At 51.3% G+C, this 13,528-nt stretch carries 10 protein-coding genes; 7 read left to right on the top strand and 3 right to left on the bottom strand.

Annotated features, from left to right (window positions below):
• From BUQ98_RS10745 to BUQ98_RS10730, 4 genes are all read left to right on the top strand, one after another.
• Positions 1–3,150, top strand: a complete 3,150-nt coding sequence (locus tag BUQ98_RS10745) for an ABC transporter substrate binding protein (RefSeq protein ID WP_254813923.1) — start codon at positions 1–3, stop codon at positions 3,148–3,150.
• A gap of 35 nt (positions 3,151–3,185) precedes the next feature.
• Complete coding sequence (locus BUQ98_RS10740; RefSeq protein WP_074213845.1) at positions 3,186–3,965, top strand: class I SAM-dependent methyltransferase; 780 nt, start codon at positions 3,186–3,188, stop codon at positions 3,963–3,965.
• Entirely contained in the window at positions 3,966–4,223 is a 258-nt protein-coding gene (locus BUQ98_RS10735; protein ID WP_074213844.1) for a hypothetical protein, read from the top strand.
• A 365-nt stretch (positions 4,224–4,588) separates the two neighbouring features.
• Complete coding sequence (locus BUQ98_RS10730) at positions 4,589–4,942, top strand: Hpt domain-containing protein (RefSeq protein ID WP_074213843.1); 354 nt, start codon at positions 4,589–4,591, stop codon at positions 4,940–4,942.
• Positions 4,943–5,029: 87 nt separating this feature from the next.
• Here the strand turns inward: BUQ98_RS10730 and gorA are convergent, their stop codons facing one another.
• On the bottom strand, positions 5,030–6,385 hold the full coding sequence (gene gorA / locus BUQ98_RS10725) for a glutathione-disulfide reductase (RefSeq protein ID WP_074214211.1): 1,356 nt from the start codon (positions 6,383–6,385) through the stop codon (positions 5,030–5,032).
• Positions 6,386–6,668: 283 nt separating this feature from the next.
• Between gorA and prlC the strand changes: the two genes are divergently transcribed.
• Positions 6,669–8,711: an oligopeptidase A gene (gene prlC / locus BUQ98_RS10720; RefSeq protein ID WP_074213842.1), complete on the top strand. Its 2,043-nt coding sequence runs from the start codon at positions 6,669–6,671 to the stop codon at positions 8,709–8,711.
• Between the two features lie 66 nt (positions 8,712–8,777).
• On the opposite strand, the gene gppA is transcribed toward prlC, so the two are convergent.
• Together gppA and rhlB are read right to left on the bottom strand one after the other, a co-directional pair.
• On the bottom strand, positions 8,778–10,292 hold the full coding sequence (gppA, locus tag BUQ98_RS10715) for a guanosine-5'-triphosphate,3'-diphosphate diphosphatase (protein WP_074213841.1): 1,515 nt from the start codon (positions 10,290–10,292) through the stop codon (positions 8,778–8,780).
• A 31-nt stretch (positions 10,293–10,323) separates the two neighbouring features.
• The gene (rhlB, locus tag BUQ98_RS10710; RefSeq protein ID WP_074213840.1) at positions 10,324–11,616 is read right to left on the bottom strand and encodes an ATP-dependent RNA helicase RhlB; all 1,293 of its coding nucleotides are present in this window, start codon (positions 11,614–11,616) and stop codon (positions 10,324–10,326) included.
• A gap of 112 nt (positions 11,617–11,728) precedes the next feature.
• Here rhlB and trxA point away from each other — a divergent pair, with 112 nt between their 5' ends.
• Together trxA and rho are read left to right on the top strand one after the other, a co-directional pair.
• Positions 11,729–12,055 carry a thioredoxin TrxA gene (trxA, locus tag BUQ98_RS10705; RefSeq protein WP_074213839.1) on the top strand — a complete coding sequence of 109 codons (327 nt, stop codon included), beginning with the start codon at positions 11,729–11,731 and terminating at the stop codon, positions 12,053–12,055.
• A 183-nt stretch (positions 12,056–12,238) separates the two neighbouring features.
• Positions 12,239–13,504 carry a transcription termination factor Rho gene (gene rho, locus BUQ98_RS10700; protein WP_074213838.1) on the top strand — a complete coding sequence of 422 codons (1,266 nt, stop codon included), beginning with the start codon at positions 12,239–12,241 and terminating at the stop codon, positions 13,502–13,504.
• Positions 13,505–13,528 lie beyond the last annotated feature (24 nt).

The following is a 13,528-nucleotide window of genomic DNA, read 5'->3' as shown; positions in this document are numbered from 1 at the left end:
GTGGGGATCAAATACTTTTTAAGCAGCTTACTGCTCATTATTGCAAGTAGTGTAAGCGCAGCACAGAAAGACGTGCTGGTGGTGCATTCCTACCATCCTGGTTTCTTTTGGAATCAATCGTTAGTCGAAGGGTTAGAGACGGCGACGGAAGGTAAGGACATTGCCTTCCAGCATGCCTATCTCGAGAGTAAGCGCTACCAATCGGAGGCATACCGAGAGCAGCTAAAAAAGCTCTATATCCATAAACTGACTAATCATAACTTTGATGCCATCTTAACCACCGATAACGCGGCACTATGGTTGATCCATGAACTCCATGATTATATTGGTGATACGCCGGTTGTGTATGCGGGGTTAAATAATTTTGGTCGCCAGCATTACCCGCTACTGCCTCAGTTAACAGGTGTTAAGGAGGAGGTTGATTTGCCGCGCAACCTGGCGCTGATGAAGCAACTACACCCCGATTTAGAGCGTGTTTATTTACTGCTCGATAACACCTTTTCCAGTCGCCAGTATTGGAATGTGGTGCAAGCGCAGCTAGCGAGGGGCGGTGACTCAGGATTGGATATTGTACGGATATCGAGCCTTTCATTCTCAGCACTCCAAGATAGAATTCAAGCCATGCACGACGGTGAGGCCGTGTTTTACCTTTCTTATTTCCGTGATGCTAATGGGCAATTCCTTGACCGGCTGAGTGGGATAAGCACACTCACTCAACATGCACCTGTTCCTATCTATGGTGCGATGAGCTTTATGCTTGGCCAGGGTGTGGTCGGGGGCATTGTGATCGACGGAAAGACCCAAGGCCAATATCAGGGAAAGCTATTGCTCGAGGTGCTGGATGGCAAACTACCCGCGGAGCGTGAAAGCACTAACCGGACAATGTTTGATTACCTGGCGATTCAGCGGTGGGCGCTGGATGTCAGCGCCCTTGACGATGCGGTGATCATCAACACCCCCCAGCCGATCTGGCAAGCGCATCCCGTCGCCGTACAAGCGGTTGCGCTGGCGGTCTTGGTGCTGGGTAGCGTAATTGTGATGCTGGGGGCCAATATTCGTCAGCTTCGGCGAAGTGAATCGTCCTTAATGCGCCATCGCGCCATGTTGAAAGGGGTCTTTGACCAAAGTAACCAATTTATCGCGTTGTTGGATCAAAACGGTATTTTGGTCTCAGGCAATGCGAGCTTTAAGCAACTGGTTACGGTCAGCCCCGCATACCGGCGTCGACCTGTGTGGTTGTGGCCAATCTGGCGCACCCCTGCCAGGTTGGAAGAACATCTAAAACTGACCGAAACCACACAACCTCATCGCTTCGAGTTGTGTTTAAGTGAGGCCCATCGTGAAGTGATCCTTGATGTGGCAGTGAAAAGCTTCCCGAGTGAGTCGGGTCAGCAGCAGGTATTGTTTGAAGCGCGCGATATAACCCAGCGTAAACAAACCGAAGAAAAGCTACAGCGTAGCGAAATCGAATACCGCATGCTGTATGAACAGCAACCTGTGATCCTACTTACCATTGATTACCAAGCCCGTATTCAATCGCTCAATCAGTATGCCGCCGATCTGTTTGGTTATGACAAATCGGCGTTATTAGGGCACAAGATCACCACCTTGTATGCGGATCATCAAGTGCCTCCGCATCGGATGATTAAACGGGGTAATAACAACCAAGAGCAGGTGTGGCGGCGTGAAATCCCGTATCGTGCTGGTAATGGTCACACACTTTGGGTCCGAGAAACCATACGTGCGATGCACAATCAAACGCAATTGCTGGTGGTCGGCGAAGACATTACCGCGCATCGAGAAATGGAAAGCCAGCTGACCTACCAAGCGCATCATGATTATTTAACTGGGCTGTATAACCGCAGTTATTTTGAGCAAAAGCTTGCCGCCGCGCTGTTACAAGCGCGAGAAGAAGATCAATGTCATGCCATGTACTACATCGACATGGACCAATTTAAGTTGATTAATGACACCGCGGGTCATGAAGCGGGGGACGAGGCACTCAAACAAGTTGCGCAAATTATCCAGCAGCACCTACCGAAAGGCTCCGTCTTATCACGACTCGGTGGTGATGAGTTTGGTGTCATTGCCTATCACCACCCGGCAGAGCAGGCGGTTACCTGGGGACATAAACTGCTTAGCACCCTGGCTGACAGTGAGTTTTTCTGGCACGGCAGCCGGATGCGTTTAGCGTGTTCACTGGGTATTCGTCTTCTGGATCGCACCGCCGGTTCGCCTCAGCAGGTGCATGCTCAGGCTGATACGGCGTGTTATGCCGCCAAAGACGAAGGGCGTAACCGCTTACACCTTTATCATCCTGATGACGAAGAGCTACAACGTCGTGAGCAAGAAATGGCGTATGTTAGCCACATCCATGATGCCATTGCCCACGACCGCTTTGATATTTATGCGCAGCAGATCGTGGATATCCGGCCCGGCAGCCAAGATACGCTCTACATTGAAGCCTTGGTGCGGATGCGTGACACCCAGGGAGGCTGGTTACCGCCTAGCATGTTTATCCCTGCGGCCGAGCGCTACAATATGGCACATCAACTTGACACCGTGGTGGTGACTAAGACCCTAGCGTGGTTTGATGCTCACCCGGAGCAAATTGCTAAGCTAGGCAAGATCTCCATTAATTTGTCGGGACGGTCGATTACCCAAAAAGATTTCGTTACCTTCTTAATTGCCGCGATTGAGCAAACTCAAGTGCCTAGCGAGTGTATTTGTTTGGAGATCACCGAAACGGCGGCTATCACCAATATGAGTAGTGCCATCGAGCTCTTTTCTCAGCTTAAAGCCTTGGGGTGTGTGATTGCCTTGGACGATTTTGGTGCGGGCATTTCGTCGTTTGGGTATTTGAAGCGCTTGCCGGTCGACATCATTAAAATCGATGGTCAATTTATCCGCGATATCGCCACCGATGACACCGATTACGCGATGGTGAAAGCAATCAATGATTTGGCTAAACAAATGGGTAAGCAAACCGTGGCGGAATTTGTCGAGAATGCCCATATTCTCAACAAACTGCGAGCGCTAGATGTGGATTATGCTCAAGGCTATCACTTTAGCGTACCCGCCCCCTTGGGGGAGCAGGTAAAAAATTGGTCTGCGCGTCGAGAGACGATGAAGGAAAAAATCCATCTCTGATATACTCGGCCCATCACCAGCCGTGGAGAGCCAATGTGCAACTCTGTTTGATTTGCGACGCCCCTGAAAAATCCTCGAAATTCGAGGGATTAAAAAGCAAGTGGTCACTTACACACAACCCAGATTCGCCGTTTGCTTTGGTCATGACAGCGGCGCGCCTTGAGCTACGCAAACAGGATGAGCCTAAGCTAGGTGCCGTATATGTGGATTTTATTGGTGGCACAGTCGGCCATCGGCGAAAATTTGGTGGCGGCAAGGGACAAGCGATCGCCAAGGCGGTGGGGCTCAACAAAGGCGTCACGCCACGGGTGTTGGATGCCACGGCCGGCTTGGGTCGTGATGCGTTTGTATTAGCTTCCTTAGGCTGTCAGGTACAAATGATTGAGCGGCACCCTGTGGTTGCTGCCTTACTCGATGATGGGTTACAGCGTGCTTATCAAGACGTGGAGATTGGCGCCTGGATGCAGTCACGCATGACACTGCTGCATGCCAGTAGTGAGCAAGCACTCATCGATATGGCGAAAACGCCAGGATTGCTACGGCCTGATGTGGTCTATTTAGACCCCATGTACCCTCACAAGAAAAAAGCGGCCTTGGTGAAAAAAGAGATGCGGGTGTTCCAATCTCTGGTAGGAGCGGATGCAGACGCCGATGCATTGTTAGCGCCTGCGTGCCAGCTCGCACGGAGTCGTGTGGTGGTTAAGCGGCCAGATTATGCCGAGCCTTTGGCGGCAACGCCACCGCATTCGAGTATTACCACCAAGAAAAACCGCTTTGACATGTACATCAACGCAGCGTTAAGTGCGGAGGCGTAAATGGCCAAGTCTTTGTGTAAGTGGCGACGGGGTGAGGTCGAGGCCAATTTAAGTGCCTTAGCAGCGATCACGACACCACCACGCGCGGCCTGTAGCAAGTGTGCGCGGGTCGCCAGTGAAAAAGGGTATTTATGCCGTCCGGTTTCACTTTCCCCTGAAAGCGGGAATAAAGTGACCCAGAAGGGAGACAACACGGATAAAAAGGCGCAAAAAGCTAAGAAAAAAGCGAGTAAGAAAGCTAAAAAGCTAAAAAGCTAAAAAAAGACAAGAAAGAAACAAAGAAAGGCAAAAAAGCGGAAGGAAAAATAAAGGCTCCATAGCGAACCATGAAGCCTTTGAGGGCTTAGTCGAGGCCTTTTACCATCAGTACCGTTAGTAGTCCGGTGATCACTGAGACAATCAGGCCAGAAACGATTAGCCAAGGCAACATATCCATCATGTTCTGCACTCACTTCTTTTTTATGATTTGGGGGAAAAGCGAGCATGATTGAGCCTGATTTTATCTGCATCTGCAATGTGCTAGACGCAGCTAGTTAAGCTTAGTAACGATTAGAAACAAGGTGGCGACAAAGCCATCAACAAGCCCTCGCGGCACATAGGTCTATAAGTACAAAGGGTCCACCATGAGTGTCAATCAAGGAAAAGCCGATGTATCGGTTTGGGATAAAGAAGAAGCCTTAAGCCGGCTAATGGATAGCCCGGCGCTTCTCGATGAGGCTTGCAGTATTTTTGTTGAAGAAAGTGAGCAGCAACTGCCAAACATGGAAAAGCAGCTTGCTAATGCCGATTACGCTGCCTTGGCGCGCGAAGCGCACAAAATGAAAGGCAGTGCAGGTAATTTGGCCGCCTTAGAGTTGTATCAACAAGCGCTTACGCTCGAGCAAGCGGCAAAACAAGAGGCCGCCGACCAAGCCGCTGCCGCGTTAGCGGACATTAAAGAAGGCTTAGCACGATTTTGCGCGCAGCTCACTCACTAGTCGCCTGTCTTATCATGCTCGAGAGTGACCAATAAAAAACGCCGTGTTGTCGACACGGCGTTTTGATGTAAGCCCATCTCACACGGCTTAGCGCATGGTCACAAATTCTTCTGACCCGGTAGGGTGAATCGCCACGACACTATCAAAATCCGCTTTGGTCGCGCCCATTTTCATTGCCACGGCAAAGCCTTGGATCATTTCATCGACAGTAAAGCCGATACCATGCAGACCCACTACTTTTTCTTCATCACCCGCACAAACCAGCTTCATTTTACACGGTTGGCGGTGTTGCGTGACGGCGGTGTACATGGCCGCAAAGCTTGATGTGTACACTTTAACGTTATCATCACCAAACTTGGCCCGGGCCTCTGGCTCGCTTAAACCGATGGTGCCAATCGGTGGATGGCTGAAGACCACGGTAGGGATCAAGTCATAGTCCATTTTGGCATGGGTTTGGCCGTTAAAAAGACGCTCTGACAGTAAGCGTCCGGCTTTGACCGCCACAGGTGTGAGCTCAACCCCGCCATCCATGATATCACCGACACAGTGAATGTGTGGGACGCTGGTGGTCTGGTAGGGGTCAACCTTGATGTAGCCATCGGCAGTGGTCTGCACGTCGGTGGCGCCGAGGTTGATTTTATCGGTCGTCGGGTGACGGCCAATCGCCCAAATCAGGGTATCCGTGTTGTGGGTGGTGCCGTTTTCAAAGGCCAGAGTCAGGCTACCATCACTTTCTTCTGTGACCGACACGGGGACGTGTTGGGTGTGAAGAGTGGGGCCTTCTTTTTCCATCACTTCGACCAAGGTGTCGGTGACCATAGGGTCGAAGGTGCGCAATGGGCGGTCTTTACGCACAAATAAGTGGGTGTCTGAGCCCAAGGCATGTAGCACGCCGGCGATCTCGACGGCAATGTAACCGGCACCGACCACGGCCACGCGTTTTGGCTGCTCGGGCAGGGCAAAGAAGCCGTCGGAATCAATCCCCAACTCTGCGCCTGGAATGTTCGGGATGGTGGGCGTGCCGCCTACTGCGATTAAGAAATGATCAGCGGTGTAGTGTTCACCTTCCACTTCCACCGTGTTGTTGTCGACAAAGCGGGCAAAACCACGGATCACATCGATATTGTTTTTGCCTAGCACATTGTCGTAGGCCTTGTGGATACGGCTAATATAGGCTTCACGGTTATCGACCAAGGTTGACCAATTAAAGCCTTTTACATCCACATCAAAGCCGTAGTCTGATGCGTAGAGGTTGAGTGCTTCGGCCACTTGGGCGCCATGCCACATGACTTTTTTAGGCACACAACCTACGTTTACGCAGGTGCCGCCGAGGTGTTTTGCTTCAATAAGGGCGACTTTAGCACCGTGCATCGCGGCACGGTTGGCTGAGGCAATACCGCCGCTGCCGCCACCGATACAGATGTAGTCGAAATGCTTCGCCATGTCTTTCTCCATCTTATAGGCACTGGGTGCCACTGGCATTGATATCGAGGTCAGCTTGTCGTGTTTGGTGTCGCTTGTAAAGCCACCATCTCTGACCGACAAAGCCATAGCATACCAAACCAGCAGTGAGGCAGCAGTCTCAGAATCATTTTGTAACGCTCGCAATACACTTAGGCGGGTATGCAGGGATTGAAAAGCGTAGAAGGAGACGGCATATAAAGAGGGTCACTCATCTTCCCGGGGCTTGCAATGCGAGCGCCTTATCAGCAAAAAGGAAGGCACTATGTCCAACCCGCTTCTTCAATTTGAAGATTTACCTCCGTTTTCAGCCATCAAACCAGAGCATGTTAAGCCGGCCGTGGAAGCTGCGATTGCTGACTGTCGTCAAGCGGTGGATGCCGCGGCGGCGGCTGAGCAGCCAGGCTGGAATACTGTCAGCGTGCCTGTCACGGAGGCGGAAGATCGCCTTGGCCGCATCTGGTCGCCAGTGAGCCATATGAACGCGGTAGTCAATAATCAGCCATTGCGTGAGGCCTATGAAAGCTGCCTGGCGTTGCTGTCAGAATATTCCACCTGGCGTGGTCAGCATAAAGGCTTATACCAAGCATACAAAGCGATGAAAGACAGTGCGGAGTTTTCCGCCCTCGAGGTGGCACAGCAAAAAGCGATTAACGATGCGCTGCAAGACTTTGAACTGTCAGGGATTGCTCTGCCAGCCGACCAGCAACACCGCTTTGGTGACATTCAAAAGCGTTTGTCGGAGCTGTCGTCGTCGTTTAGCAATAATGTGCTCGATGCCACCATGGGGTGGAGCAAGCTGATTAGCGATGAAAGTGACTTAGCGGGTTTGCCCGAATCGGCGCGCAACGCGGCGAAAGCGCAAGCCGAGAGCAAGTCGCAACAAGGTTACTTATTTACGCTGGATATCCCGTCGTATCTGCCAGTCATGATGTACTGTGATAACCGAGCGCTGCGTCAGGAAATGTACGAAGCTTTTACCACGCGCGCCTCTGATCGCGGGCCGCAGGCGGGGCAGTGGGACAATACTGAGCTGATGAACGAGTCGCTGCGCCTCAAGCATGAGTTAGCACGTCTACTTGGCTTTAATCACTACAGTGAACTATCCCTCGCCACGAAAATGGCGGAAACCCCAGACCAAGTGATGGGCTTTTTGAACGATCTGGTCGATAAAGCGCGCCCACAAGGTGAGCGTGAATTCGCGGAAGTGAAAGCCTATGCCAAAGAAGAGTTTGGGGTTGATGCCCTCGAGCCTTGGGATATCCCTTATTACAGTGAAAAACTCAAGCAAGCACGCTACACCATCTCTGACGAAGCGCTTCGCCCTTACTTCCCTGAAGCACGTGTACTCTCCGGCTTGTTTGAAGTGATGCATCGTGTGTTTGGCATGACGATTACCGAGCGTAAAGGCATCGACACCTGGCATGAGAGCGTGCGCTTTTATGATATTCATGATAGCCAAGGCACCCTGCGCGGTAGCTTCTACCTTGACTTGTATGCGAGAGAAAACAAACGTGGCGGCGCATGGATGGATGAGTGTCGCGTTCGTCGTCGTCAAGCAGACGGTGAGCTACAAACGCCAGTGGCGTATTTAACCTGTAACTTTAACCCACCAGTGGGCGATGACCCTGCGCTGTTTACCCATGACGAAGTGGTCACTTTGTTCCACGAATTTGGCCACGGCATTCACCACATGCTGACAAAAGTAGAAGTGGCGGATGTGTCGGGGATCAATGGCGTACCTTGGGATGCGGTTGAGCTACCAAGTCAGTTTTTAGAGAACTGGTGCTGGGAGCAAGACGCACTGAGCTTTATCTCGGGGCATTACCAAACGGGAGAAGCCTTACCGGAAGACATGCTAGAAAAAATGCTCGCCGCGAAAAACTTTAACTCGGCGATGGCGATGTTGCGTCAACTCGAGTTCAGTTTGTTCGACTTCCGTTTATTCAGTGAGTTTGACTCAGAGGTCGGCCCACGGATTATGGAAACCCTGAACGCGGTGCGTGAGCAGGTCTCTGTGGTGCCAGCGCCAGAGTGGAACCGTTTCCCGCATGCGTTTGGCCACATCTTTGCCGGTGGCTACAGCGCGGGTTACTACAGCTACAAGTGGGCAGAGGTGCTGTCGAGCGATGCTTACTCGCGCTTTGAAGAAGAGGGGATTTTTAACCGTGACACCGGGGAAGACTTCCTGAACCATATTCTCAGCCGTGGCGGCAGTGAGGCACCGAAAGATTTGTTTGTTCGCTTTAGAGGCCGCGAGCCAAGCCCAGAAGCGCTGCTGCGTCATTGTGGGATTGCTACTGCTTAGCATTGTAAGGTCTTCAACAAAAAAAGCCCGCATCATCACTGGTGCGGGCTTTTTTATTCATCGCAGTTAGATACGACTCTCGTCAGTGAGCACCACTAGGGGCAACCCAAGGCTTGATTGACGCAATGCCTCTTGCTCAAGTTCGGCACGTAATAGCGGGCTAGCATCAAACAGTGTGGTATCTAGCTTCAGCGTCAGTGCATCCTCCTCGGTGGTGAGGGTGATCATCGGTCGGACGCGGCTGTCGCGGCGGTGGCATAAGATCACCGCAATCCGCAGCAAGCGCAACAGGCGGTTGGCACTGGTGGTGGATAGCGCATGCTGGCCATCAATGAGCATCAGTTGCTCACGGTAGTAGCGCAACAAGGTCGCGACCAATTGTTTCTGTGCTCGGGTAAAACCGGGAAGGTCGAGGTGTGTGATCAAATACGCGGCATGATCACCATCTTGCTTAAAGCCAATGCTCAAACCAATTTCATGCACGCAGGCGGCGGCATGGAGCAAACTTTGCGCTTCAGGTTCAGGCACCCAGGAAGTGGGGCACTGGGTGAGCAGCTCCAGTGCGGTATCGGCGACATTGATACCGTGTGCTTCATCGAGTTGATAGCGTGATTGAATGCTAGCAATGGTACGCGCGCGAATGTCGCTATGGCGCATCGCGGTCATCATTTCATACACCAAGCCTTCCCGCAGGGCGCCACCGGCCAAGGTCATACGGGTCACTTCCAAGCATTCAAAAATAGCGATCAGGATCGATAAACCGCTTGGAAACACCAGCGCCCGTTCTAAGGTCAAACCTTCGATGTCTAGCGCATCCATTTGCCCACAGACAATGGCTTGATCGCGCAAGCGGTGAAGTTTATCGAGCGTAATCACCTCATCCATGCCCTGGGTGACCATGATCTCTTGTAGCGCCTGCACGGTACCGCTGGCGCCCACACAACAATCCCAACCGAGCGCGCGGTATTGATCAATCAGAGGAGCTAACTCGGCTTTGGCACCGGCAATGGCAGTATCGAACGCAGACTGGTTGAGTACGCGATCGGCAAAATAGTCTTCTAAAAAGGTGACACAACCCATATTGAGGCTACGTAGCAGGGAGGGCTCAAATTGCTCACCAATGATCAGTTCGGTACTTGCGCCACCAATGTCGACGACCAAGCGTTTCCCTGGCCCACCAGAGGTATGCGCGACCCCTTGATAGATCGTGCGGGCTTCTTCTTCCCCCGAGATAATCTCAATCGGATGACCGAGCAAAGCGTTCGCTTTCGCTAAAAACGCATCGGCGTTACTGGCACGGCGCAGCGCGGCGGTGGCGACCACGCGAATATTGTCAGTATTAAAGTCCTGCAATCGCTCGGCGAAGAGGGCTAAACAATCCCAGCCACGTTGCATCGCGTCGTCACTGAGTTGTTGTTGATCGTCCATCCCAGCGGCAAGGCGAACTTTTCGTTTAATTTTAGCGAGGGTTTGCACACTGCCTGCCACTTGGCGCACCACCAGCATGTGAAAGCTGTTGGAGCCTAAATCAATCGCGGCGTACAGCGACGGGGTCGATGTTAAATTTCCGTGACCACTCATGATGCGCTCTGACCTATGCGTGCCTTAAGGGTTATGCCGACTTTTGGGGTCGACGACGTTGGCGGTTGCGATTATTTCCGCCGCCTTTGTTGGTGCTGCTGCGACGCTGAGTATTTGGGCGTTTCGCTATTTTCTTCGGCGGCGGCAGATCCTGCAACAAGGCGTTTCTATCAAACTCGCTCACCGGAATACTATGCTCGATATACTCTTCAATTGCTGGCAAGTTAACCGCATATTCTTCGCAGGCAAAGCTGATGGAGCTGCCACTCGCACCGGCACGCCCAGTACGACCAATGCGATGAACATAGTCTTGCGCATCATCGGGGAGGTCATAATTGAAAACGTGCGTAACCAAAGGAATATGTAATCCACGTGCTGCCACATCGGTAGCGACAAGCAAATCCAGTTCGCCGTTAGTAAACTGTTCTAGAATTTTAACCCGTTTTTTCTGTGGGACGTCACCGGTCAGCAAGCCCACACGATGATTATCGGCCGCGAGATGTGCCCAAATCGATTCGCAGCGATGCTTGGTATTGGCAAAGATGATCGCGCGTTCAGGCCAATCTTCTTCGATCAGTGTTTGGAGCAGCGGCATCTTTTCTTTATTAGATGGCTGGAACAGCTCTTCCTTGATGCGATGCCCGGTAATTTGCTCTGGCTCGACCACCACATGTTCAGGGTTGGTCATATGCTCAAAGGCCAACTCTTGTACGCGGTACGATAAGGTAGCGGAGAACAGCATGTTTAAGCGTTGATTGGGTGCAGGCATACGGTTAAACAGAAAACGAATGTCTTTGATAAAGCCCAAGTCAAACATACGATCGGCTTCATCCAACACCACCGCTTGAATACTGTGTAAATCAATCACTTTCTTTTTATGAAAGTCGATAATGCGGCCACAGGTGCCGATTAACACATCAATGCCTTGTTCCAGCGTTTGCTGCTGCTTCTCGTAACCTTCGCCACCATACGCCAATCCGGCTGTGATCGACGTATTGGCCAGCAAAGACTCGGCATCATTATAGATCTGAATCGCTAATTCACGCGTAGGAGCTAATATAATGGCTCGTGGTTGATTCTTTTGACGCGACGAAGGTGCGTCGGTCGTAAGGAGGTGATGAAACGTTGCAGCGAGGAACGCCAGGGTCTTGCCTGTCCCTGTTTGAGCCTGTCCTGCAATGTCTTGGCCGGTGAGCAGGACCGGCAATGCCAGTGCCTGGATAGGGGTACATTGAGTAAACCCTTTGGCATCCAAGCCCTTGAGAACATCGGCGTGCAAGCCGAGCTCGGCAAATTTCTGCTCTGTGATATGCGTCATTTTCATCCGGATAGAATATCAGCTTAGGCTTGCAATACGGAAGCGAATCCAGTCAAATAGTCCCATAATTTACTGGTCGCTATTTAGCCAGTAACAAAAACATGTATTGGAGTAGAAGATGAGCGACAAAATTATGCAGCTAACCGACGACAGCTTTGAGGCAGACGTTCTAAAAGCTGCAGGGCCTGTCTTGGTTGATTTTTGGGCAGAATGGTGCGGGCCATGTAAAATGATCGCACCGATCCTTGACGAAATCGCCGAAGAATACACAGGCAAAGTCACCATCGGAAAACTGAACATTGACCAGAACGCAGGTACACCGCCTAAGTTCGGCATCCGTGGTATCCCAACGCTGCTATTGTTTAAAGATGGCAGTGTGGCAGCAACCAAGGTTGGGGCTGTATCAAAAACTCAACTTAAAGAGTTTCTTGACGCTAACCTATAGTGTTAAAGTAACCGTCGCTGCCTCTCAGCGGCGGTTGTTTTTCTGTCAACTAGACGATATCCCATTTAGGTGCTACCTTATTGCACGGAATTTGTACTTCTGTTCATCTCTCGAACATGCCACTGGTCTCGACACGCTAACTAATTTCAGACCTCAACTTTGACAAACAAGACACTCACCAATATGAATCTTACCGAACTGAAGACTCAACCCGTCTCGACGCTGGTTGCGCTTGGCGAAAGCATGGGACTTGAAAACCTGGCTCGCTTGCGTAAGCAGGACATTATTTTCTCGATCCTCAAACAGCACGCCAAAAGCGGTGAAGACATTTTCGGCAATGGCGCGCTGGAAATCCTTCAAGACGGGTTTGGCTTCTTGCGTAGCGCAGACAGCTCGTATTTGGCCGGCCCTGATGATATTTATGTCTCGCCAAGCCAAATCCGGCGTTTTAACCTGCGTACAGGCGATACTATCGCGGGTAAAATTCGACCACCGAAAGATGGCGAGCGTTACTTCGCGCTGTTGAAAGTCAATCAAGTCAACAGCGACAAACCCGATAACGCCCGCAGTAAAATCCTCTTCGAAAACTTAACCCCTTTGCACGCCAGCGAGCGGATGGTGATGGAGCGTGGAAATGGTTCCACAGAAGACATCACCGCCCGTGTACTCGATTTAGCATCCCCCATTGGTAAAGGCCAACGTGGTTTGATTGTGGCGCCGCCAAAAGCCGGTAAAACCATGCTGCTGCAAAACATTGCACAAAGCATCGCGTTTAACCATCCTGATTGTGAGCTGATGGTGCTTCTGATCGATGAGCGTCCAGAGGAAGTGACTGAGATGCAGCGCTTGGTGCAAGGTGAGGTGGTTGCCTCAACCTTCGATGAGCCGGCTAACCGCCACGTCCAAGTTGCCGAAATGGTGATTGAGAAGGCAAAACGCCTGGTTGAGCATAAAAAAGACGTAGTGATCTTATTGGATTCGATCACGCGCTTAGCTCGCGCTTATAACACGGTGGTGCCGTCATCGGGTAAAGTATTGACCGGTGGTGTCGACGCCAACGCATTGCACCGTCCCAAGCGTTTCTTTGGTGCGGCGCGTAATGTAGAAGAAGGCGGCAGCCTGACCATCATTGCTACTGCATTGGTGGACACCGGCTCGAAGATGGATGAAGTGATTTACGAAGAATTTAAAGGGACAGGGAACATGGAACTGCACCTGTCACGTAAAATTGCTGAAAAACGTGTTTTCCCTGCCATCGACTTCACCCGCTCAGGTACTCGCCGTGAAGAACTACTGACCAAACCGGACGAACTCCAGAAGATGTGGATTCTTAGAAAGATCATGCATCCTATGGGCGAGTTTGAAGGAATGGAGTTTTTGATTGGTAAATTGGCGATGTCCAAAACCAACAATGAGTTCTTTGATGCGATGCGTCGGCAAAACTCGTAATCGATAACGGAATAATGTTAAGCA

Source organism: Salinivibrio sp. ES.052, assembly GCF_900141775.1.
Taxonomy (GTDB): domain Bacteria; phylum Pseudomonadota; class Gammaproteobacteria; order Enterobacterales; family Vibrionaceae; genus Salinivibrio.
Note: the sequence above shows the minus strand (reverse complement) of the source record. Positions and strands in the feature narration are given on the sequence as shown.